Origin of the sequence: Alteromonas sp. KUL17, from assembly GCF_006538305.1 — a bacterium.
Lineage (GTDB): Bacteria > Pseudomonadota > Gammaproteobacteria > Enterobacterales > Alteromonadaceae > Alteromonas > Alteromonas macleodii.
Genome location: NZ_BJKJ01000006.1, coordinates 44,702 through 67,147, shown reverse-complemented (window position 1 = coordinate 67,147; position 22,446 = coordinate 44,702). Strand labels below are relative to the sequence as shown.

The 22,446-nt window shown below is 44.6% G+C and carries 20 protein-coding genes and 1 pseudogene; 7 read left to right on the top strand and 14 right to left on the bottom strand.

Annotated features, from left to right (window positions below; genetic code table 11):
- Nucleotides 1-108 precede the first annotated feature (108 nt).
- Nucleotides 109-1,485: a S8 family serine peptidase gene (locus KUL49_RS07505; protein ID WP_131136909.1), complete on the top strand. Its 1,377-nt coding sequence runs from the start codon at nt 109-111 to the stop codon at nt 1,483-1,485.
- Nucleotides 1,486-1,526: 41 nt separating this feature from the next.
- On the opposite strand, the gene KUL49_RS07500 is transcribed toward KUL49_RS07505, so the two are convergent.
- The 4 genes from KUL49_RS07500 to arfB form a co-directional block, all read right to left on the bottom strand.
- Nucleotides 1,527-2,546, bottom strand: a complete 1,020-nt coding sequence (locus KUL49_RS07500; protein ID WP_131136908.1) for an outer membrane beta-barrel protein — start codon at nt 2,544-2,546, stop codon at nt 1,527-1,529.
- A gap of 250 nt (nt 2,547-2,796) precedes the next feature.
- On the bottom strand, nt 2,797-3,720 hold the full coding sequence (locus tag KUL49_RS07495) for a hypothetical protein (protein ID WP_131136907.1): 924 nt from the start codon (nt 3,718-3,720) through the stop codon (nt 2,797-2,799).
- Between the two features lie 123 nt (nt 3,721-3,843).
- Nucleotides 3,844-4,521 carry a hypothetical protein gene (locus KUL49_RS07490; protein ID WP_039229119.1) on the bottom strand — a complete coding sequence of 226 codons (678 nt, stop codon included), beginning with the start codon at nt 4,519-4,521 and terminating at the stop codon, nt 3,844-3,846.
- Nucleotides 4,522-4,647: 126 nt separating this feature from the next.
- Nucleotides 4,648-5,064, bottom strand: coding sequence for an alternative ribosome rescue aminoacyl-tRNA hydrolase ArfB (gene arfB, locus KUL49_RS07485; RefSeq protein ID WP_014951185.1), 417 nt, complete (start codon nt 5,062-5,064; stop codon nt 4,648-4,650).
- A 146-nt stretch (nt 5,065-5,210) separates the two neighbouring features.
- On the opposite strand from arfB, the gene KUL49_RS07480 reads away from it, so the two are divergent.
- A complete protein-coding gene (locus tag KUL49_RS07480; RefSeq protein ID WP_131136906.1) occupies nt 5,211-6,140 on the top strand; it encodes an alpha/beta fold hydrolase in 930 nt (309 codons plus the stop codon).
- 9 nt (nt 6,141-6,149) lie between these two features.
- Here KUL49_RS07480 and KUL49_RS07475 read toward each other — a convergent pair whose 3' ends face one another.
- The 4 genes from KUL49_RS07475 to KUL49_RS07460 form a co-directional block, all read right to left on the bottom strand.
- Entirely contained in the window at nt 6,150-6,584 is a 435-nt protein-coding gene (locus tag KUL49_RS07475) for a hypothetical protein (protein WP_131136905.1), read from the bottom strand.
- A gap of 73 nt (nt 6,585-6,657) precedes the next feature.
- Nucleotides 6,658-7,104 carry a hypothetical protein gene (locus KUL49_RS07470; RefSeq protein ID WP_131136904.1) on the bottom strand — a complete coding sequence of 149 codons (447 nt, stop codon included), beginning with the start codon at nt 7,102-7,104 and terminating at the stop codon, nt 6,658-6,660.
- Nucleotides 7,105-7,234: 130 nt separating this feature from the next.
- Nucleotides 7,235-7,798, bottom strand: coding sequence for a CBS domain-containing protein (locus KUL49_RS07465; protein WP_014951189.1), 564 nt, complete (start codon nt 7,796-7,798; stop codon nt 7,235-7,237).
- 43 nt (nt 7,799-7,841) lie between these two features.
- Complete coding sequence (locus KUL49_RS07460; protein ID WP_014977718.1) at nt 7,842-8,075, bottom strand: hypothetical protein; 234 nt, start codon at nt 8,073-8,075, stop codon at nt 7,842-7,844.
- Between the two features lie 460 nt (nt 8,076-8,535).
- Between KUL49_RS07460 and KUL49_RS07455 the strand changes: the two genes are divergently transcribed.
- Both KUL49_RS07455 and KUL49_RS07450 read left to right on the top strand, forming a co-directional pair.
- The gene (locus KUL49_RS07455) at nt 8,536-9,063 is read left to right on the top strand and encodes a cytochrome b (RefSeq protein ID WP_131136903.1); all 528 of its coding nucleotides are present in this window, start codon (nt 8,536-8,538) and stop codon (nt 9,061-9,063) included.
- 22 nt (nt 9,064-9,085) lie between these two features.
- On the top strand, nt 9,086-9,652 hold the full coding sequence (locus KUL49_RS07450) for a YceI family protein (RefSeq protein ID WP_014951192.1): 567 nt from the start codon (nt 9,086-9,088) through the stop codon (nt 9,650-9,652).
- Nucleotides 9,653-9,727: 75 nt separating this feature from the next.
- On the opposite strand, the gene KUL49_RS07445 is transcribed toward KUL49_RS07450, so the two are convergent.
- The gene (locus KUL49_RS07445) at nt 9,728-11,020 is read right to left on the bottom strand and encodes an NAD(P)/FAD-dependent oxidoreductase (protein WP_131136902.1); all 1,293 of its coding nucleotides are present in this window, start codon (nt 11,018-11,020) and stop codon (nt 9,728-9,730) included.
- Nucleotides 11,021-11,205: 185 nt separating this feature from the next.
- The gene (locus KUL49_RS07440; protein ID WP_131136901.1) at nt 11,206-13,275 is read right to left on the bottom strand and encodes a TonB-dependent receptor; all 2,070 of its coding nucleotides are present in this window, start codon (nt 13,273-13,275) and stop codon (nt 11,206-11,208) included.
- Between the two features lie 318 nt (nt 13,276-13,593).
- Here KUL49_RS07440 and KUL49_RS07435 point away from each other — a divergent pair, with 318 nt between their 5' ends.
- Entirely contained in the window at nt 13,594-14,037 is a 444-nt protein-coding gene (locus tag KUL49_RS07435) for a DUF2721 domain-containing protein (protein ID WP_014951195.1), read from the top strand.
- A gap of 194 nt (nt 14,038-14,231) precedes the next feature.
- Here the strand turns inward: KUL49_RS07435 and KUL49_RS07430 are convergent.
- Nucleotides 14,232-15,242 (bottom strand): annotated as a pseudogene (locus tag KUL49_RS07430) (purine phosphorylase).
- A gap of 314 nt (nt 15,243-15,556) precedes the next feature.
- On the opposite strand from KUL49_RS07430, the gene KUL49_RS07425 reads away from it, so the two are divergent.
- The gene (locus KUL49_RS07425) at nt 15,557-16,441 is read left to right on the top strand and encodes a LysR family transcriptional regulator (RefSeq protein ID WP_131136900.1); all 885 of its coding nucleotides are present in this window, start codon (nt 15,557-15,559) and stop codon (nt 16,439-16,441) included.
- A gap of 127 nt (nt 16,442-16,568) precedes the next feature.
- On the opposite strand, the gene KUL49_RS07420 is transcribed toward KUL49_RS07425, so the two are convergent.
- The gene (locus KUL49_RS07420) at nt 16,569-17,918 is read right to left on the bottom strand and encodes an OmpP1/FadL family transporter (RefSeq protein WP_131136899.1); all 1,350 of its coding nucleotides are present in this window, start codon (nt 17,916-17,918) and stop codon (nt 16,569-16,571) included.
- A gap of 386 nt (nt 17,919-18,304) precedes the next feature.
- Between KUL49_RS07420 and KUL49_RS07415 the strand changes: the two genes are divergently transcribed.
- Entirely contained in the window at nt 18,305-19,303 is a 999-nt protein-coding gene (locus tag KUL49_RS07415; protein WP_039221630.1) for an NADP-dependent oxidoreductase, read from the top strand.
- 23 nt (nt 19,304-19,326) lie between these two features.
- Here KUL49_RS07415 and KUL49_RS07410 read toward each other — a convergent pair whose 3' ends face one another.
- Both KUL49_RS07410 and KUL49_RS07405 read right to left on the bottom strand, forming a co-directional pair.
- The gene (locus KUL49_RS07410; RefSeq protein WP_131136898.1) at nt 19,327-20,403 is read right to left on the bottom strand and encodes a diguanylate cyclase; all 1,077 of its coding nucleotides are present in this window, start codon (nt 20,401-20,403) and stop codon (nt 19,327-19,329) included.
- 104 nt (nt 20,404-20,507) lie between these two features.
- Nucleotides 20,508-22,433, bottom strand: coding sequence for an ATP-binding protein (locus tag KUL49_RS07405; RefSeq protein ID WP_039229085.1), 1,926 nt, complete (start codon nt 22,431-22,433; stop codon nt 20,508-20,510).
- Nucleotides 22,434-22,446: the final 13 nt, after the last annotated feature.

Genomic DNA, 22,446 nt, shown 5'->3' with positions numbered 1-22,446 from the left:
ACGTTTGTGCACAATGGACCACAGGCTTCTAATAGAGGCTATGGCACAATTTATGCCATTCCTTCTTTAGGCACCGATCTGCCCCAACGTTAACGTAAAGGTAGTAAAATGAAGTACACACTCATTGTGGCGATTTTGAGTTTGATTGCGGCACCAACATCACAAGCCCAACTAGCAGGAACATTGAATCAAGTGGTGTCTCCTGTGCGTCCGATAATTGATCGAACCTCCTCCGACCTAAGCGCCATTCGCGAGGAAGCAAGACGAAAAGCGCAATCATCTATCGAAGGCGCCAGAGACTTATCAACAGTGGCGTCGGGCGTACTAGGCGACATTCCTGCCCCCCAATTTATCGCTCCTGCAGCAACCACTATTTTATCGACTTCAGGCCAGGTAGTTGTTAATGAAGTAACGGTTGAAAATGGCTTTCTGGCTGTCGAAAAGGAGTGGCTATTCCTAGGGGAAGAAGCCGACAAAGTACATTTTCAAGGTGCCAATATTGAAATACAAAAAGCTCAGTTTTTGCCCGCGCTCTCTCAGTGGCTTTTTAAAGTTAAAGTCACAGGAGATGAGGATGATGTGTCGTCTATTCGCAACAGTTTGCCCCATAATTTGCAGTCTCAAATTGGTCGAAATCATATTTATTTATCACAGACCAAGCCCACTTCGAACGGGTCTTTTCAAGAGATAAGCAGTGAAAAGCTGGACACCTGTCCAACCCCACTGCGCATTGGAATGGTTGATACTCATGTAGCGTCCAATCACCCACTGCTCTCACACGTTAATCTAACGCAAGCGTCTTTTATTGTCGGTCATAATCAAGATGGAAATCAGGAGCAAGATGGCAATGCTGGCAGCGAAACTGACGTTGCCTTTTCGTCAGACCACGGTACCGCAGTAGCCAGCCTATTGGCGGCGTCGTTGCCTAAGTCTAGCCAGGTATTTAACGCCAGTGTGTTTTATTCGCGTAATAGCGTTAGCCAAGGCGCTACGCTAATGTCGTTAATTGAAGGTTTAAACTATCTTGCATCACAGCAGGTAGACGCCATAAACATGAGTCTTGCAGGTCCCGACAACCCTATTTTAGCGCGGGTCATAAATCAATTGGATAAGAGCGGTATTCAAATCATTGCTGCGGTGGGCAACGAGGGACCAGCCTCTTTACCCTTGTACCCCGCGGCTTATACAGAAACATTAGGCATTACCGCCGTTGATAAATCTAATGTAATTTACCGGTGGGCAAACCAAGGGGATTACGTTGATTTTGCTGCGTTTGGCGTGTCGGTAGATGCCGCACATCCTAATGGAAAAACAATCAGGCAAACGGGAACCTCTATGGCTTCACCGCGCGCCACCGCTTTGTATGCATGCTTTTTGCGCGAAAAACAAGAAAGGAACGCTGCCTTGTTGAAACTTCAGCAGCTAGCTTTAGATGCAGGGGCTCCCGGACGAGACAGCGTATTCGGTTTTGGTGTGCTGCCTTAAATTAAGCGTGCTGTTCATTATAGAATTTATATTAACGCCCACTAAAAATGAACGTTAATGCCTAACTCAGCAATGGTTTCTTGATAATTTGCGCCATCGACACTAGAAGCAAAGTCTCCATATTGCGTAGACAGTTTAATATCAACATTGTTGTGAATGGCGTAATCGGCACTCATCTCAACAACGTGTCTGTCGTCTTCCCTGCCTATACCTCCATCTTGTTCTGAGGCGTAATCTCTTACATCTAATTGATAGGCAACCGTAAGCTTCAAGGGTTTACTAAACACCGCTAGAGGATAGGTGTACGCTAGATCCATCCCAATACCGGTGTAATCGAACACATTATTTTGGGCATCTTCATTTTGATACTTAAGTGCGATTTGGAAGAAGTCTTCCCCTTCGAAGAAGTAAAATAGGTCACTGCGCACAGCAGCTGCTTCACTATCTCGAATTGGCGCACCTTCAGGCGTGTTCTCGAATTGTTTATCGATAAGGTCGCTACTAACACGCAAGTAAGTGCGCTGCCCCAACAATTTTCCGACAGATAATCCAGATTGTTGATAGGTGAGGAAGTCACGTCCGTCTAGCTCAGCGCTAGCGTGATAGTAGTGCGCTCCTAGTTTGGCGAAGTCAAACGCATAGCTGGTGCTAGCGGACAGTGTGGTAAGGCCAAGATCGAACTCGCTTAGCGTTTGATAGTTGGTATTCGCCTGACTTACCGACAGTACATTTTCCCATTTCGCTGTGGGCTTCACCAGCACCTTTATCTGAGCTTCTGACTGTACCGCGTCGTCGGCCACATCTGAATTCGTATCGAGCTCGCTAACGCTCACATTGCTATCAGAGCGGTACCCTAAATAGCCAGACCCTGAGAGTGAAATCGTTTGGTGTTTTGCGTTTGTATGATTCGCATCTTCATCATTGTGCGAGTGACTGTAAGAGCCCGCATAAGCAGCGCTACTACCGAGTAAAACAGCTGCCACGGACAGCGATAGGCATTTGCGGCCGCCACGAATAAGGCTGTTTGTTGTTGATGAGTGTTGAAGTATTTGCGTATTCATTGTTGTTACCTACCACAGAGAAAGTGAAACTTAGCGAACGCTGTTTTTAAGGAGAGACGTGAGATTTGACTTGAGGTGCTCGCTTTAAGGAATGCACGATAGCGAGGCAGTGTATTCGCACCTGCAGCCTAGACCTTAAATAGCGGCTTGCCTTTCTATTTAGACAAGCCGCACTCAGACTTTAAGGTGGCTATTTAACGTGCTAGCTCAAAGTTGCTCTACGCCCACCTAGTGGTTTTAGGCCTTTATATTAAAGGCCAAGCGCACCTGAAATACTTGAAGCTACGTTGTCGTTTACAGTGCTTGTTACGGCGCTTTCAACCGAACTCGCCACGGTATTATTTACCGTGCTTGCTACGGTGCCTTCTACAGAGCTATCCACCGTACTTGCTACCGTGCCTTCTACCGTGCTTTCTACCGTATTTCCTACCGTGTCAGTAATTGTTCCTTCGACAGCGGTGCCAACCGTTCCGGTTACAGAACTGGTCACTGAGCTTGCTACGGTGCTGGCTGCTGTATTGGCTACGCCGCCGTTTACCGCACTTTCGATGGTGCCTGCAGCCGCGCTGTCAGCCGTGTTCGATAAGGTACTACCTGCTGCTGTTTCTGCAGTATTGTTTAGTGCACCACTTACACTTCCAGCTAGCGAACCTCCTGCGGTATCTTCCGCACCATTGTTTGTTAGCGAACCGATTTGGTTCAATGCCAAGCTTGGCGCTGTCTGCGCTGTACTTTCTGCTTCACTTTCTGCTCCATCGACTTGTTGTGCATTTCCAGACGCTGATGACAGTACAGATAATGACCCAGACACACTACTTGTCAGTGCGCCTGCCACTGGCGAAGTTATCGAGTTCGCCATATCTGATGTTGCAGAAACTTGACTCACTCCCTGATCGGCAGATAGATCGTTGCTTGTTTGGTTTGCGGATATTTGTTCACCGGTATCGGCTGAGCTCTCGGTGGACATTTGGCTCTGCGTAGATGCTTCGCCCTCGGCAGAAGTCTGTGTATTAACCTGATTTGCAGACTGTGTAGTTGCACCGCTTGTTAGTGAAAGCGATGCAGAAGTCGACGCATTAGCTGATGTGTTAGCAGAGAACGTGGTTTCTTGAGCCAACACAGACGTTGACGCGATACCTAAAGCCAGTGCAATTGCAGTATTTAACTTTTTCATCCGTTTATCTCCGTTTTTCATAAAGGACACTGAGATAACGATTGAAGAAAAGTTTTTATTCCGCACTGAGTTTGATTTTTTTAAAAGAATTAAAAAAGCCCTGTAAAAACAGGGCTTTTCGAACTATTTTTCTGAAGCAGTCATGCTCTTTTCCCACCAGGGAAGTGAAAAATCTATATTATCTGGGTCGTAAGTTTTGGCATATTTCATTTTAACTGAACTCCAAAACGCAGCTTTGAAAGCAGGGTCGTAAATAACAAACTCACCCTTTTCGCGATACTGTTCAAACAGTTTTTGATAAGCTCCTACTGGTGTTAACGGGTTATCCTGTTGAAAAACCACATCTCCGCCGTACGCTTCGTAAAGGGCTTTCGATACTTTCCAGCTTTTTGCCATGCCTTCCGCCATTGCCAAACGGTAACGCTCTAGCTCTTCATCTTGATAGGCGCCATCGCTGTCCAAATCAACGGTCCATAATTTTATTACAGAATACGCAGATTGAATTTCGCTTTCATTTGGCTCTATCGCATTTTTATCGGCAAAATCTGAAAGAACAGACTCGGTAATTTTATTACCAAGTGCACGCTGAGCTAAAATAGCTCGTACTTCTTTCTCAGACTTGTCAGTTAAAATAGACTGAAAACGGTCAACATCAGCCTGTGAAGGCTGTAGTTCAGTATTAGAAATAGATTTGTTGAACAAACGAGCAATAATCTCGTTTGCGGCTTGCGGTGTATTAATCCCAAGCGAAACCACTATGGCTGCAAATAGCACCATAGGAATAACGTTCGAACGCGTCACTTTGTATGCTTCCCTAAGTTCCAATAATTAGCATAAGCACAAGACACATTCATTTATTATTGTAAGAATTTTCCGTTGTCTTGCGAAATGACATCTATAAGGCTTTATACTTTAGATTAGTTTTGTTTAAAATTCCACTTTCTTACGCATAGATTTTTTAGCACCTTGTTGTTTTTTTACATCTACACGACGTGCTTTTGCCGCACGGCTCACCTTTGTTTTTATGCGCGGTTTTTGTTCAATTGTCGCAGCCTTTATCCACGCAACAAGTCGCGCTAGCGCATCTTCTCTGTTTTGTTCTTGCGTTCGATAATTTTGCGCTTTAAGCACAAAAACACCGTCGTTGGTAACGCGACTATCTTTAAGCTGAAGTAGCTTTTCTTTCAGCTTTTCAGGCAGCGATGATCCATTTATGTCGAAGCGTAAATGTATGGCGCTACTTACTTTATTCACATTCTGCCCACCGCTACCTTGTGCTCGAATAGCTTGCAATTCAGCTTCGCTTTCATCTATCGCGATAGAAGGGGTTATTATTAATTCCATCTCAAATCCTAATACGTCATAGCGTAACCACGTTAACGTTGCAGCACTAGCGGCCCTACATCTATAGGTCACTATCACTACTGCTTACTTGACCATTTTTGCGTTAACCGATAGGTTGTTTTTTATCCTTATTTTGGACATAAAACATGATCATCGCATTGCTCATCATTATTTGTATCTTTGTAGCGCTTATTTGGTTTACCGCCAAAATGGACAGCAATATCGAAGCTTCATTCACACCATCAGGAAAACTTACGCCTGTTGATGGTGGAATTATTCACTGGCAAAAGCAAGGAAACGGTCCGGCGCTTGTGCTGATTCATGGTTTACTTGGCAATAGTAACAATTTTAGCGAATTAGCAAAAACCCTCGCTTCCCACTACACGGTATATACCGTTGATCGTCCAGGCAGCGGATTTTCGAGCCGCTACAAAAGCACATCCGCCAGCTTCGAACAGCAAAGTAAAATGATACTCGAGTGGATGCAAAAAGAGGGAATAGGTAGTGCGAGCATCGCTGGGCATTCAATGGGAGGAGGAATTGCACTGAGGATGGCAATCGATGCACCTGACAAAATAAAATCGGTTTCGCTTCTATGCCCGTTAACTACACCACTAAAAGGTGGTGCCGGGCCTCTTTCGGTGCTTTACATACCCAATGAATGGGTACGCAGCAGTGTTGCAAAAACCATTGCCAGTCCACTGCGTGCAAAGTTAGGTAGAAAACAAGTCGCACAAATTTTTCACCCCGAACCTGTCCCCCCGTCCTTTTCAACTGAAGGCGGTGGTTTGTTAGCGCTTCACTCTCGAAGCTTTTATGAAGGTAGCAGAGATACAGTATCTGCGCAGGGCAGTCTGCACCGTCAGCAAACTCGTTATGAAGAGATTCAATGCCCTGTTGGGGTATTGTATGGTGAAAAAGATACTATCTTGAGGCCCGATGAGCACATCACCGCGGTAACAAAGGCAATAGGAAGTGCGGTACACAAAATTATTTCTGGCGCTGGCCACATGATCCCAGTTACTCAGGTGCAAGCGTGCGCAGACTTTATAAAATCGATTGACGAAAGCGCTTAAGTAAGTGGCTTAGTGAAGCCTTGCACCTGCCTTTTCAACGTGCTCCTTATGAGAAAACTCAACAACGGCGAGTGTGCGCTCTCGACCATAAGTCGACTGCTTCAGTTTGCGAAGCTGATCGGCAACGCTCTCAATGCCGTCATACGCTTTGCACATTTCAAAAGGGGTCGCGCCCAGCGTTATATTGTAACTGCTAAACCACGCCTTCATTTGCTCACTGTCCCCATCTGACAATGAAATGAGTAAATGATACATACGAATAAAAGCGAGCTGCTTTCTGTACTCTGATGTGCCACTCTCAAACCCAAGTAACGTAGTCTGCGCCAAAGAAGATGGAGAAATACCCAATATTTCAGAAGCTTGCTTGATATTTAAACCCAGTTCCTGGTATGCCCAAGTGAAGGCTTTCGTAACAACGCTGGTAGGAAATAGTGATCTATTCATAATATCGCCTCGTTTCATCGAACAATGTTATACAGATGTTATGAAACGTTGCGAAATGCGTACCAAGTTTTATCTACAGCTTCATTGCTACTTTCTCACGATGCAAATCGATGCCATCTTTATCGACGGAAAATCCTTTTGAAGACAACCAATCAACAGCATCTTCTATGGAATCCATAAAAATATAATCAATATTGGTATCGCGATACACGCGTTTAAGTTGCGCCTGCGTGGTTGCTCGAACGCTTGACTCTCCCATCACTAATGCCACATGAGTGAGCCCTATGGGATTTACCGAAGCCACACGTTCGTGAAGCAGCGCTTCAGCATCAGGAATGAGTAGTGATTCGCCAACAACACTAACAATATCGCACCAAGCTTTCCCATGTAAGCACTCGGAAAGCGTGCGATACTCACTGGCAAAGCTATTTACACACTCTCTGTTCCACGGCCCATAAGCTTGCGTTAGCATCGCATCACCACAGCGTGTAATAATAAATTCGCCATGAGCATACTGCATATAACCACCTAACTACTTCGATAAAATATTAAGCTAGCAAATACCGTTAAGGCGATATATGCCTTTGACTACGTGTTGTTTTGAAACAACGCATAGTCAAAGTATGGTTCAGTATTGGGAAAATTGAAAATTAAGCAGCAAGAATGTTGATAAGCTCAGCAAACGTAGGGCGGCCCTGTATATCAAGCGGCAAACGCAGCTCTCTAGCAATATCACTTACGCTGATTACGCCACGAATTTCATGGCTGTCTCTGTCCATGACAAGGCAATGGTGCTGCCCGTAGTCTTTGAGTGTTTCTATCACGTCCCCCACTGATGAACGTATTAGCTCACTGAAATCGAACGACATGAGCGAGGTTTTAGGACGCATGAAATCATGAACAGTGAGCTCTTCTCGCTTAATCTTAAGCTCGCTCACACGCTGAATGATTTGCTGTTCACCGACATCGTGACTGGTCACAATACCAATGAAACGGTTCTCACTGTTTACCACCAGCATCATACGAACGTGAGACTGACGCATAATCGACTCTATTTTCGTCGCTGGAGTTCGAGCATCAATAACGTGTGGTAAGTGCTGCTTAAAGTCAGTGAAGACCGCCATAGCAGATGATTTTACAGTAATGGTGTTTTCAACAACCGGCCATGCCAATGTATCGATAGCTTCGGTTTTATATAGATTTAAGGCGTGCATACCTTTCTCCTAATCAAAAATAAAAAATTCAGTTTTTTAGTGATTAAGTGAAAGAAGGTGGCCCTCGAATGATGTTATCGCGCTGCCTAGTAAAGGCTTTTGCATCAATCGTTTTACCAGCCGAAAACCGGTATTTTTCCAAGCCGCTGGTGATGTCGACAAACGAAATGCCATCATCAATGTCGTCGTCAGATACTTCAAAAGCGGAGCTTTCCCATTCGCTAATGAGGGTTGAGAGCGTATTTGCACTGTTCGACTGCCCCGCAATATTTTGCACACTTCTTCCCTCTCCCAATACGGAGACGGATACTAGTGATGAAAATAACGCTGGCAGAATAACGGCCAACAAAACGTACGAAACGCGCAAAGCGTACAACCTCTATTGAACTAAACAACATTGAAGCAAAGCAGTCACTTTTGTTACTGCCTATTTAAACTATAAGAGTATTTAGCGCGTTTAATAGAGGTGTTTAGCGCATTTTATCGACCATTAAACGACGCGTCTTCGAAAACTAACCGTGTCGCGACTCAGGTTTGGTGGGTTGTTTGCTGTACATTCGTTCTAAAAACAAGAACGAACACTCCCATTAAATGTGATGTTTAGCCAACGTAATTAGAAATACACTAGATTCAACTGATGCATGAGGTGTTTTTTCAGCGGTCATTTAGCGTTTGAGATAACGCATTAACTGAAGGTCTAAACAACCTGATTGCAAGTAAGTAATAACGGAAGTGATATGAAATCAAGATGGTCCAGACCTATAGTTATTTTGCATTGGATATCTGCCATTGCCATTGTCGGCATGTTTGCTTCAGGGCTGTGGATGGTCGACCTCACATATTACAGCGACTGGTATAAGACGGCACCGCATTGGCACAAGAGTGTTGGATTAATTTTGCTTGCCATTACTGTTATTCGCTTAGTCACGCGCGTTGTTACTTCACGGCCGCCGTCACATGGCACCCCGTTAGAAAAAAGGTTAAGTCGCATAGGTCATGGGCTTTTGTACACCTTGATTATCACGCTATTCGCGAGCGGCTATTTAATTTCAACGGCCGATGGAAGAAGCATCGACGTATTTAATTGGTTTTCTGTACCTGCAATGGGCGAGTTCTTTGAAAATCAAGAAGACATTGCAGGAGAGACCCATTTTTATATTTCGTGGTCGGTGATTGTATTGGCGATCATTCACGCGCTGGCTGCGCTGAAACACCACTTTATTAGTAACGATGACACACTGAAGCAGATGTTACGGCTTCGATGATATTGAGGAAAAAGGAGAAATGATGAAGAAGTTAACACTTGCCTTGGCCGCTGCGCTGTCTTTAAGCACCGCTAACGCCGCAGATTATGTGATTGATAGCAAAGGCGCCCACGCGTCTATCAACTTTAAAATTCAACACTTGGGCTACTCGTGGCTTACTGGTCGCTTCAACGATTTTAAAGGCACTTTTAGTTACGACGACGCAGCACCTAGTGCAGCAAAAATTATGGTGACTATCGATACCGACAGTATCGACTCAAACCACGCAGAGCGTGACAAGCACCTTAAGAGCGACGATTTCTTAAACGTTGACGACTTTCCAGAGGCGAAGTTTGTCAGCACAAAAATTGTCGATAAAGGCAATGGCATGATGGATGTAATGGGTGACTTCACGCTTCATGGTGTAACAAAGCCTATTACAATTGAAGCCAAAAAGATTGGCGAAGGCAAAGACCCATGGGGCGGCTATCGTGCAGGCTTTATGGGCACAACGACGATTGCACTTAAAGATTATGGCATCGACTATGATTTAGGCCCAGCGTCGCAAACGGTAGAATTAGAGCTTCACGTTGAAGGCGTGAAACAATAGCTATTTACATTTAGTCCCAGCGAACTAAATTTATGATTTAAGAAAGCCCCAAACATGGGGCTTTTTTATATGTGGTTAGTGAAGCTTCAGCTTAGGGCTGATGGCCTGACTTAACTTCTTCACAAGGAGCTTTAGAGCACCTTTAATTTTTCCGTGTACTGCAAACTGGTGCATATTATACAAAGAAACGTAAACCAACTTAGCTAGACGCCCTTCTATAAACATACTGCTGTTTGACAGTGACCCCATTAAGCTTCCAACAGTGCTGTATTTACTTAAGTGAACCAAAGATCCATAGTCCTTGTAAGTAAAATCTTTCGTGTCTTTTTGAGTAAATAACGACGTTATATTATGCGCAACAATATCCGCCATTTGGTGGGCAGACTGCGCTCGAGGCGGCACCCACTTCCCATTTTCCTGCTGGAAACCACAGCAATCGCCTAACACCCAAATATTCTTATGAGATGAACTGCGAAGCTGCTTATCAACAAGAATTTGATTAGCTCTGTTCGTTTCAAAAAGCGCAAGCTTTGTTATGAAGTCCGGTGCTTTCACCCCCGCAGCCCACACCATTAAATCAGCGTCAATTCGACCTCCGTCTTTCGTGATAAGCCCTTTCGCGTCGGCTTCTGCCACCATGGTTTGCTCTTTAATGTCTACGCCCAACTTATGCAGCGCTTTTCTTGCAGAGTTTGCTATACGCTCAGGTAGCGCAGGCAATATACGCTCTCCCGCTTCTACGATCGTAATCTTAAGACGAGAAGCTGACATGTCTGGCATTCCGTACGCCTTGGACAAATTCGCCACATGGTGAAGTTGAGCGGCTAGCTCAGTACCTGTTGCTCCTGCCCCGACAATAGCGACATCAATTCTGGCGTTTTTATCTTCTTGCTGATTGATGCGGATTAGTTGATTAAGAAGCGCTCTGTGAAAACGTTCAGCTTGCTTTAACGAGTCAAGAAAGTAGCAATGCTCAGCAACGCCAGGTGTGCCAAAATCGTTACTCACGCTGCCAACCGCCAGCACTAACTGGTCATAATGAATCTCGCGTTCAGGCAAAACCTGAGTCCCTTCTTCATCGATTAAAGGCGACAAGGTTATGGTTTGCGCTTGCGCGTTAAGCGAGCACATTTCACCTAATTGAAAGCGGTAGAGGTGAGCTGCAGCGTGGATGGCGTAGTCCACACCGTCTGAATGCTTATCAATTACACCGGCGGCCACTTCGTGTAATAGCGGCTTCCAGATATGGGTTCGACTGCGGTCGACGAGGGTAATTTCGGCTTGTTTCTTTCTCCCGAGGGTGCGGCTTAAGCGACTGGCTAATTCAAGACCACCAGCACCGCCACCAACAATTACTATTTTTTGCATGGGTATACCTATTAACAATCATTCCACGTATGTCGCCTGACCTTTTCAAGCGCTATACATGGCGTGACTGAGACCCATGCTGATGCCTACAGACTACGCCTGATGCCGCTGGGGTACAAGCAAATCACGGCAATAGTCTGTATTTTCAAGATTAATAGTTATCCATTACGGCCGCTTATTTGAAGCTATAACGTGAACGATGCCGTTATCATGAAGTTTCGAGGCCGCCCAGGAAAGTAGCGAGGGCCTGTGAAGCTAGTAAAATCGGCGCGTTCAGCGTAGTCCGTATCAAATACATTGTTAACCCGCGCATACAATGTAACGTCTTCGTTCACGCTGTAGCGTACACGCGCATGTACCAAGTCATGCCCCTCGTACTCGTTGAGATTTTCAGCGTCGGTGAAATAGCTCGAAACATGCTGCCACTCTAGCTGCGTTTGTACTTTGCTCGACATCTCAAAGCTTAAACGAGCGTTAAACTGAAGCTTTGGTGCAGTATCAATATCATTACCTTTAATGTCTTGTTCACCTGAGAGCTGACTGTGCTCGTAGGTATGCCTTGCGTATGTACCAGCAAAATCTAAGCGCAGTATATCGCTTAACGGTTGGTCAAAAGTAAGCTCTACGCCTCTATGCCACGTTTCGCCGTTGCTTACGTTGAAAAAGTCGCTGTCGCGGTAAATCACATTATCTTTTTGTAGGCTGTAAAGGCTAAGCGTATAGCTGCCGTCAAATAGTGTACCTGTAACGCCCATCTCGATATTATCGGCCGTTACCGAGTCAAGATCAGTAACAGTTTGTGCACGCTGCAAACGATACAGCTCTGTTGCCTGAGGCGCGCGATAGCCTCTTGCGATGCCGCCAAATAACTGGGTTTGAGGGTTAAGTTGATAACGAAGTGAAAGCTTCGGACTAAAGTTATCAAAATCATTTTCGCTGTCTGCTGGTCTGGAATATCTGCAGCCGCCAAAACCGCACTGCGTGCCATCCTCGCGAACACGACCAACATTCATATTGTTGGTGTAGTCGTATTGCATAGACTCAAAGCGCCCGCCGACAGAAATAGCCCAACGCTCAGCTTGCCAATTGAAGGTAAAGAAAGGCGCAAATAGCGTGGCATCTACATCATAATCATAGTGCTTTCCTACAGGTATGGTTTCAACCAAAAAGGCTGACCCTTCTGTGGCGCTGTCTTGTGACTGGGTTAATTCACCTTCTGTGTATTCTACGTCTAATCCTATATCTGCACTTAGGCTGTCATTAATGACGTAATTGAACTGAGACAGCACACCAACGCCTTTTTGGGCATTCGTTTCAAGGGGTTTGCCTGGAAGAAAATGCATTCTAAAACGCATGTCCTGGTTGCGTAAGTAAGGTGTAATCGACAGTGCATGACCACCGCTAAAGCTCGTATCGAACTTGCTCCATAGCCTAAAACTTTCTGCTTTTCGAAACGCTTCGGGGTTTGGGTTGCTTTTGGCTATTTGTGTATTTTTGTAGCTTTCAAACCCTTCGATGTAGCCGGCAGTTTCTTGGTCCAGATGGGTATAGGTAAGGCCGCTCGTGATAACCGTGCTGTCCCACTCTAGCCTGTGGCGAAGCGAGACTTTCTCTTGGTCAACGCCCTCTTCATTTCGATATCCTGTATCTCTGGTAACACTGGCGGCGATACCCACGCCACTGTGACCAAAGTCTTTCCCTTCTTTAAGCTTTACGCGATGAAACCCATAAGACCCGTAATCAACGCTAAGCTCTCCGTCGCCTTGGGTTGTGTCAGGGGTAATCACATTAATCACACCATGTATCGCATTAGAGCCATAAAGCGCTGACGCAGGGCCTTTTATCACGTCAATACGCTGTGCAATTTCACCGTGTGCTTCAAACAGCTCATTAATATTGCAAAAACCTGCTGCGCGCAACGCAATACCATCTTCTGCTGCTAAAATTCCGCCGCACGCGCCAGCGCCGGTTAACACTGGCGAACGAAGGGCAGGTAAATACTCTTGCCCATTGCCCCGCTGTACGCCGGCACCCGCAATGTAATTCAGCGACTCTTGGATATGTTGAAATGAAAGCAGCGAAAGCGTTTCTTCTGAAATAGACGACACTGCATAACCGGAAGCATTCATATTTCCCTGTATACGAGAAGACGTGGTCTCAATTCTTTCTATTTCATTGGTTTGTTGAGCGATGGCTGCATGCGATAGCAGAGACACAGCTAGCAACGACAGAGGAAAGCTTGGGGCAAAGCGCATTATCTATCCTTATGATGACAAAATGTTTTTTTTAGCAACTGATGCTAGTGTATCGTTAATTTAGGCAAGAATGGGTTAAAACTCGCTAAACTGTTGCGGCATTTTGACAATTACGTCATATCTCTGATTTAAGCGTTGGCGTAGACTTTGCAGTTCGCAGACTTTACTGTCACAACACAAGTCTTAGTTTTATACACTATTTCTAATTTACGTGTATCTAACGCATATAGACTGGCAGTACGTTAGTAGATTGCAGCAATGGGTTAACCACTCTTTGCCTGAAGTAAGAACACCAAACTTTGTTCGCTGGAGGAACCATTGGACACACTTATTCCTAGTCTTTCACAGCTTATCGAATTCGCTGTTGCCCCCGTATTTTTACTTACCGGTATTGCGGGCTTCCTCAATGTTATGTCGTCTCGGCTGGGCCGAATATCAGACAGGGTGAGGGTGGCAGAAAGACAGATTCATACCCTTTCAGACCCGCATATTGTCGATCGCTCAAAGAAAGAAATTAAGGTGCTATGGCGCAGGGTAAAAGTGATTAACTGGGCGATTGGGCTGTGTGTCGCCGCTGGACTAATGGTGTGTACCGTCATTATGGCGCTGTTTTCTGGGTCGCTATGGGTTGTCGATTTAAAAACACCAGTCATCGTATTGTTCATACTGGCTATGATGTTTCTAATCAGTGCGCTCATTGTTTTTCTGGTTGAAGTAAAACTTGCGACAAATACCATAAATATGGTCAGAACCATTCGTTAGCCACGTATCGACAACGGCTTACTCGCTGGCGTTCAATTGATCCCATCAGCGACACACCAAAAAGGCGGATAGCGCGTAATGTTTACCTTCTCTATCCGCCTACTTATTTTTAGGCTGTCGCGATTGGCTTAGTTTTGAAACTAACATTCATATGCAAAGAAGCAACGTTGCCTCAATGTTTGCCATACTATCTACTACTCGTCCTCAGCGAGTGTATCTAATACAGAAAACAGAACGTTAGCGCCAATTCGCGACACTTCATCGTCGTACTTGTTCTCTACGTTAACGCCTTCTTGACCGCCAGCCAAATCACTAATAGCTCGAACAATAATTCAGTCAACGTCGTTAACGGTACATACTTGACCTATTGCGGCTGACTCCATCTCAGTTACTTCGGCATTGAACACGTCTCTTGTCCACTTTCGATACTCGCGGTTATCCATAAAGACAGACCCGGTAATACCATTTCCGCCTACAAAGAGCTCGGCATCCCGCTCGCCAAGCACGCGCTGCGTTGGCATAGTGCTCATAGCTTGTTTCGCCGCAGTTAAAAGGCGCGGTGTCGCGCTGAAATAGGCGGTGTCTTGTGGTTTATCCATCCCCTCTTTCACAATAAGCACTTCGTCAGGATGAATGAAATGAAAGGGCTTATATTTTGGTGTGTGAGGATCTTTAGCGCGGCGTTCATCTTGCTCTTCAATGAACTTTGCATAATATTCAGGCAGTATGTATTCCCCCGGAGCATTCGGATCTTCATTGGTATACACACTCTCATCATGGTAGTACCAACGCGCCGGAACAATGACGTCACCCGGTTGCCATTTTGGGTTAACCGCTCCCGCAATCCCCATGTAAACCACTTGCTTAACCGGAAAGTAATCCAACGCCATCTGCATAGTCATAGCAGCGTTTGCAATGCTCATTCCAGTAGCGAATATTAATATTGGCTCGTCGTGATAGGTACCTATGCGATACGTAACGCCTTTGATGGTTGTGGTTGTGTGAATGGACGCATTGGGATCTTGCTCAATACGGTTAAGGATACCCTGCATTTCGGGTGCGTAGGCTACGGTAACAGCAGTAAACGCAGGCTGTGAGAACGCGGCGGGCCCGTATGAAGCGCCATCGGACGTTTTAGTAGAAGTACAACCGCCCATCCACGAGGTGGAGAGCAGAACAATAATCATCAAAGTAAACTGTTTCATTCGCGATTCTCAGCTGCATAGTTAGTGAATAATTAAACTAGCACTTTAATCGGGCAAAGAAACGCTGGATTTCAATAATTTACCATTTAAAAACATAAAGAAAACTTCTTTAAAACAAGGTGAGCCCTAAAATTACTTTTAGCTACAAATGCGAAGAGAATGCATAACTTTCCAATGTAAGCATTGCGTAAAGACCTGCTTCAAAAGCGTTCATCAACGTTAAAATACGGTAGAATTCGACTATTTCCGTCGTTAATTTGCTACAAATGAACAGTCAAAATACTGCGGCCAATAAAAAGGATTAACTAAGCGCCATGAATACTAAATTACTTCGCTCTCTTCAGGTTTTTGTTGCAGTAACAGATAGCGGTAGCATGAGTGTAGCTGCGAGAGAGCTGCACATGACTGTCTCTGCTATTAGTCAGCAGTTAAGAAAGCTAGAACACGATATCGGCCTTAGCCTTTTTAACCGAAATACCCGAAGCTTGAGCCTAACGGAAGCAGGGCGCATCTATTACGAAACCAGTAAGCAAATGCTGCAAACCGCAGAACTTGCCCAGCAAAAAATTGAAAGTCTACAGGATGATCCCACTGGTAAAATAAATATCATCGCACCTGAGGGGTTTGGCGGGGGACTGTTAAGCGAACCGCTGAAAAAGCTTTGTGAAGAATTTCCTAAAATAACAATTTCTTTAACCGTGACTGACGAGCCTAAAGATATTATCGCTTCTAGTGCAGATCTTGTTCTTTGTTTCGCCCCAGTCTCAGATACAAATTTCAGCAGTTTGGTACTCGCGACCTGGAAACGCATTTTATGTGTCTCTGCAGACCATCCACTTGCAAACGAAACTCGGACTTCGCCTGAAGCGCTTAACGCGCATACATACATTGCTCACAGACATATTGAAGAATACGTCATGAAGCACGAAAGCGAAGGCGAGTATGAATTGGATTCACATCGCATTGATGTCAACTCAATGCAGACGTTGATTAAACTTACCCAAGATAGTGTTGGCTATGCGGTTCTTCCCGAACCAGAAGTGAGACATCTATTAAAGTCTGGTGAAATGAAGCAGCTCTTCACTGACTGGGAGTTACCAGATTATACGGTTTATGCGGTCACACCGAAAAGGGAGCTAATGCCTGCAAAAATCGGCGCAGCAATTACATGTCTTCAAGATTTATTTGCACAAATTTAGTCGTTAAACAGCGCACAAGAACCCCATCGCACATAAAAAATGCGACGTTATACCAGTGTGCATAGGTCATTACCAAAAAGGCAGCGTAAATACGCTGCCTTTCTTATTTGACTTGGCTTCTTTGAAATTAGAAGCGAGTGTTTACTTGAACACTTAGAATGTGCGCAGTAGCTGACTGTGTACCAGAGAAGTTAGACGTGAAGGCGATTGACTCGTTAATCGGCCTATCTTTATCAATATTAGCTTCACGGCCATCAATGAATACGTAAGCCACGTCAATTGATGTATCTTCGCTTACCGTGTAAGTCATACCACCAGAGAACCAATGACGGTCTGTATCTGGGATACTTAGTGAGCGATTTTCTACCGATACCACACCGTCATCATAAGCATAGCCTGCTCGAAGGGTAATTTCATCGTTTAGGATGTAAGTTACACCAAGCGCTGCGCGCCACGAATCGTCGAAATTTTCTTCTTTTAGCAGGTAATCATCACCACTAGAAAGGTTTGCTTCAAGCTTTTGGAACGTGCTCCAATCCGTAAATGTTACACTTGCTTGTAACGACCATTGGTCATCAATTTTTTGGTCAACAGCAAATTCAGTAGTTGCAGCTAAGTTTAAGTCTAAGCTTCCAGGTTGGTTAGCATCGAATGGGAATAGTAATGGAACATCCGATGTAATTTCTCCACTTAAATTCAATTTTGTTTCAGCTCTATGAGATAGCGCTACATTAGTAAATTCGTAAGGCTGCCAGAAAATGCCCACGTTCCAACCGAAACCTACGTCGTCCCCTTCCATTTTTAGAAGCGAATCTCCACTTTCAATTGGTGGAAAGTTACTATTTACAGATAGTAAAAACGGGCGCACTTCATTATCTACAAACTCTTTCAGCGAAGAAGAAACTCCGGTGCCAATTTCTGCTTCTGCGTAAGTGATGTTTAAACCAAAACCTACCATAAGCTGCTTATTTACTTTATAAGATACAGCAGGGTTTAGGGTTACCGTTTTTACTTCAGCTGTGTCAGCAAAATGCAGCGCACCGAAATCATCTGAGTAATCTGAACGAAGACCGTAGGTAGTAAATACACCTACACCAGCAGACAACTTGTCATTAATGGGCGATACGTAGAAAAAGCTTGGCACAATCGCTGTATCAGCGATGTTGTCTTCACTAGAATTTTGCTCACTTGTAGCACCTGTGACTAATGAATAACTTACATCACCATCGATATCTACGTTCGGATCGATAAAGCTTACTGATGCACTGAACTCAGCTTCTTTAAATACACCAATCGCTGCAGGGTTAGTTGCTAAAATGGAGGCATTCTCTGGCTTAGCCGCTTGACCAGCCATGGCACGGCCTAGACCGTTTGCACTGTGTTCATTAACTTGGAAACCAGCTGCCAGCGCTGAAGAAGAGGCTAAGGTAGCAAGCGCTAAGCAAACTGAGGCACGTAAAGAAAACTGTTGCTTCATAAGATACTCATTGTAAAAGGGGAAAATTGCATCGGGCATTCTACGGATCTGAGTACTTTTGTTCAATGCAAGTAAACGCCATTTACGCACTTTTATCGCATTTTTTACAATTATAGCTACAACTTCGACGCATTTATAAGCAACTTTGATAAAACAGAGTTAACGAAAGATCTCAATATTGTTAACACTATTTTAATTAACTATCACTAACACCTATTGGAAATGCAAAAAGGTTTCACTCAAATCTATAAACAGGCTGTGTTATAGGTTGTGTTTATGTCTATAACCCCCACCCTATTTTAAACAGCGCAGATGTAACCGTGTTTAGCGATGCGCTTTTACATTCGATAAGACGTCGACCATTTGTGCTTGAACAGGAGGACACCATGTCAACATACAAAGCAATTACACTCGTTAATCGCCCCCATGACAGAAAAATTGGGCCACATTTATTTGAAAGCAAAGAGCTCGAAATTCCCACGCCTAAAGACGGTCAAATTTTGATAAAGCAAACTCACATGTCTTTAGACCCTGCGATGTTAGGTTGGATGAGTGAAGACAGAGAGAGCTATATTCCACCTGTGGAGCTTGGCGATGTAATGCGCTCAAGCGGTGTGGGCGAAGTGGTTGAGTCTAACAACCCTAATTTTTCGGTTGGCGACAAAGTTATGGGAATGACTGGCTGGAGTGAATATGTGCTCAGTGACGGTTCTGGTTTTAACAAGCTTCAGCCTGGCATTACTGAGGAAATGGCTCTTTGTGTTTTTGCACTACCAGGCCTAACGGCCACAACAGGTTTATATAATTTTGGCGAGCCCAAAGAAGGTGAGACACTTATTGTTACGGGTGCAGCAGGTTCTGTAGGCTCAATTGTAGGTCAACTTGCTAAAGCAGACGGGCTGCGTGTAATTGGCGTAGTAGGAAGCGAAGACAAAGCCGATTGGATTGTTAACGAGCTTGGGTTTGATGGCGCTATAAACTACAAAACCGACAATTTAGAAGAAAAGTTAGCCGAACTAACACCAAATAAAATAGACGTCTTCTTTGAAAATACGGGCGGTCCTATTCAGCAGCACATTTTTAACAGAATGAATGCCCATGGCCGAATTGTGGTATGTGGAATGATTGCCGATTACCAGTCTGAAAAGCCGTCACCGGGCCCGAACTGGATCCCCCTGATTAAAAAGCGAATTAACATTCGCGGTTTTGCTATGCCTGATCACTGGGGTGAAATTCCACAACTACTGCAAAAGCTTTCGCCTTATGTTCAACAAGGTAAAATCAAGTACCGTGCACACACTGTGGAAGGCCTAGAGAACGCCGAGAAGGGCCTAAATATGTTGTTTGAAGGCAAGAACACCGGCAAGATGATTGTGAAGCTGTAAGCCAATCGTAAAAAAGCGCAGTGTTATTCTAAGCACTGCGCCTGATTTAATACAAACTGGGTTTTACCTTTTTCTTTTGCTTCGTAAAGTGCTTTATCTGCTTCGTCAATAAGGCAATCGATTGACATATTCTCGGCCGACTTGGCAAACACCACACCAATGGAACAACTCATTAAAGGATGCTTTGCATCTTGTGCATGTTCTAATGCGGCTTCTGTCCACTTATTCAAAAGTGCATCACAGTGCTTCTCAACTTGTTCTTTCTGAATGTCGCTCAATACAACAATAAACTCTTCCCCACCGTACCGACCTAATATGTCTGTCTCTCGCTTAAAGATCTGCTTCATAATGCGGGCTTGTATTTTTATGGCTTCATCACCCTGCTGATGACCAAAACAGTCGTTATATTTTTTAAAGTCGTCTAAGTCGAGCATCATCACGGCCATCGACACTTTATGACGCTTACTCAACGCCAACAGTTTTTCACTCTGCTCTCGTAACGCACGCCGATTCAATAAATCAGATAAGGGGTCGAACTTGCTAAGTTTAAGTAGCCTGTCATTGGTTTCTTTTAACATGCGTACGCTGCGATCTAACCGATAACGGGCATAGACACAAATAAACAAAGACCCAGATACAAATGCAATTGAAATTGGAACTCTGTCACCATAAAGCGGCGCAACCCACATTAACCCCATGAAGCCCAGAATGTTGATGACGTTGGCTGCTAGCGCTAATTTAAAGGCAATGCCCAGCGCAAATACACAGAAGAAAGCATATAAAATGGTGCCCTCGTAGGGGAAAATGAAGCTATGCTCTTCCCAGCAAACCCATATTAACCAGTAGTTGCTATAAGAAAGCGCAATAAGTAACCCTGCGAAAATATAAGCTCGATGCTGAATGAATCTGCGCCAGAAGGAGAGTACAACAACGACGAGTATAATAGGGAATTGAAGAAGTAAGCGATCGAATATGTACAGCTCGTACATGCTGCTTGGTAGTAGCATCAAGTCAACAGCCATAAAGGCAAGCACAAGTACAGCACCAATGATCAGCGCAATTCTCAGCCGAAGTAGCTCGCGGGGTTTATTGATTTGCACACGCCACCTTAAGCAATAAGTTACTGTTGAAGCATCTATATATTAGCCCATGGCGAAATCACCCACGGGCTCTTACAACTTCAAATTACTGAAGCTATATCACTTTAACTATTATCAGTGACTTCTTGATTAAGCGCCAGTTTTGACAAACTTTCTTGCAGTGCCTCAACGGTGACAGGTTTGGTAACGATGTCGTCCATCCCCGCTTCTTTAAATGACACGTGACGCTCTTTGAATGCTTCGGCGGTAAGCCCTATAACCGGGATTTTGCTAAGCTCTCCATCAAGCTTTCGAATGCGTTTTGTCGCTTCAATGCCGTCCATCACTGGCATGTGCACATCCATGAAAACAACATCAATACCGCCCTCTTCTACTCGTGCAGCGGCTTTCAGTCCATTATCAACGTGCTCAACATCACATTTCAGCTGTTCTAAGAGTGCCTGTGCTACCACAGCATTAATGGCATTATCTTCAGCCAACAGAACTTTAATACCTTCTGGTAAGCTAGCGCGCTCTGCTTGTCGCGCGGAATCCGAATCGGCCGACGACTCCACTACGCGACGACTCTGCACCTTGGCGGTAACGGTGAAACATGAACCTTCACCTACTTTGCTCACCACCTTAATATCACCACCTAATATTTGTGCAAGCTGCTTTGCAATAGCAAGACCTAGCCCAGTGCCACCGTATTTACGCGTAATTGATGAATCGGACTGCGTAAACTTATCAAAAATATGCTCGAGTCTGTCTGGCTCAATGCCAATACCGGTATCTTTAACCGCAATTACCAAATGGTTCTCGCTCACGGTATCCTGTGAAGGCTGTTTGAGTTTGGCGGAAATAGTCACCGTGCCCTTATGAGTAAACTTAATTGCGTTACTCACCAAGTTAATGATTATCTGGCGTAACTTCGTAATATCACTGGTTACTGCCACCGATTCCATGTTCTTACTTTTGTAAACCAAACGCGTACTATTGGCGCTAGCATTGGTACCCAGTAGCGTAATAAGGTCATTCAGCATTGCGTCAAGATCGAACTCTGTAACGTCAACCTCTGACATACCTGATTCAATTTTTGAGAGATCCAGAACATCGTTGATAACGGTCGCTAGAATAGACGCCGATGATTTCAAATCGCTGGCATACTGATGCTGTTTATCCGACAGTTGCGTATCAAGAAGTAGCGTTGCTAATCCCTGAATACCGTTCAGTGGGGTGCGAATTTCGTGACTCATTACTGCAAGAAAATCCGTTTTTGCGCGGTTTGCTTGCTGAGCTTGAGCAACGTATTGCTCTATTTCACCAGACATTGCCTCAACGTCTCGCGCTAAACTACCTAACTCGTCGTTTTGCTGTAAGTCTATACTGACCTTCTTATGGTCAACCGCAATGCGACTTGCTGCTGATTTTATTTTTTCGATAGGAGAAACAACAAACACCTGTGTGACTCTTCCCATAAGCAAACTGACAATAACGACAGCAAATAGCGTCACTAATGACGTTAGCCACGCAATAGTAGATAGGGAAGATTGCAGTGCGTCAGCAGGCTGCAATACGGTAACTTTCCAATTCCATGGCGCAAATTCCGCACACGCAAATAACACGTCAGCATCGTTAATATTCGACTCACCAAAGGCGACCTTACGACTGGCAATGGTTGCGATTGTCGCATCTTCGACATTAGGAACCACAGTGTGCTCCATCGTACTAAACACCACAGTATCGGCACTCTTGTCACTGATCGCAAAGTGGCGGTCGGTGGCTTGCTGCAACGACTTTAGCTCTTCAAACACTTCCTTTTGATAGGCCTCGCGAAACACAGGCACATTTTCTAGGCCCGACTCAATAAGCAGTTCACGTCTTTCGTCAATGATCTCTAAAACGTTTAATGTAAGCGTCTGAGTGAGGAGCTGATATTCTCTTTCGCGTACTGAATCGTACGCCGTCAAATAAGCCCAATACCCAGTAAGTGTCATACCAATTAATAAAATTGGAATGTAGATAACCAGCAGTTTCGATTTAATCCGCATACTTACTTCTAAT

Coding starts and splice junctions, on each gene's coding strand:
- KUL49_RS07505 (WP_131136909.1), top strand. CDS start 109: ATGAAGTACACACTCATTGTGGCGATTTTGAGTTTGATTGCGGCACCA.
- KUL49_RS07500 (WP_131136908.1), bottom strand. CDS start 2,546: ATGAATACGCAAATACTTCAACACTCATCAACAACAAACAGCCTTATT.
- KUL49_RS07495 (WP_131136907.1), bottom strand. CDS start 3,720: ATGAAAAAGTTAAATACTGCAATTGCACTGGCTTTAGGTATCGCGTCA.
- arfB (WP_014951185.1), bottom strand. CDS start 5,064: ATGGAATTAATAATAACCCCTTCTATCGCGATAGATGAAAGCGAAGCT.
- KUL49_RS07480 (WP_131136906.1), top strand. CDS start 5,211: ATGATCATCGCATTGCTCATCATTATTTGTATCTTTGTAGCGCTTATT.
- KUL49_RS07475 (WP_131136905.1), bottom strand. CDS start 6,584: ATGAATAGATCACTATTTCCTACCAGCGTTGTTACGAAAGCCTTCACT.
- KUL49_RS07470 (WP_131136904.1), bottom strand. CDS start 7,104: ATGCAGTATGCTCATGGCGAATTTATTATTACACGCTGTGGTGATGCG.
- KUL49_RS07465 (WP_014951189.1), bottom strand. CDS start 7,798: ATGCACGCCTTAAATCTATATAAAACCGAAGCTATCGATACATTGGCA.
- KUL49_RS07455 (WP_131136903.1), top strand. CDS start 8,536: ATGAAATCAAGATGGTCCAGACCTATAGTTATTTTGCATTGGATATCT.
- KUL49_RS07450 (WP_014951192.1), top strand. CDS start 9,086: ATGAAGAAGTTAACACTTGCCTTGGCCGCTGCGCTGTCTTTAAGCACC.
- KUL49_RS07445 (WP_131136902.1), bottom strand. CDS start 11,020: ATGCAAAAAATAGTAATTGTTGGTGGCGGTGCTGGTGGTCTTGAATTA.
- KUL49_RS07440 (WP_131136901.1), bottom strand. CDS start 13,275: ATGCGCTTTGCCCCAAGCTTTCCTCTGTCGTTGCTAGCTGTGTCTCTG.
- KUL49_RS07425 (WP_131136900.1), top strand. CDS start 15,557: ATGAATACTAAATTACTTCGCTCTCTTCAGGTTTTTGTTGCAGTAACA.
- KUL49_RS07420 (WP_131136899.1), bottom strand. CDS start 17,918: ATGAAGCAACAGTTTTCTTTACGTGCCTCAGTTTGCTTAGCGCTTGCT.
- KUL49_RS07415 (WP_039221630.1), top strand. CDS start 18,305: ATGTCAACATACAAAGCAATTACACTCGTTAATCGCCCCCATGACAGA.
- KUL49_RS07405 (WP_039229085.1), bottom strand. CDS start 22,433: ATGCGGATTAAATCGAAACTGCTGGTTATCTACATTCCAATTTTATTA.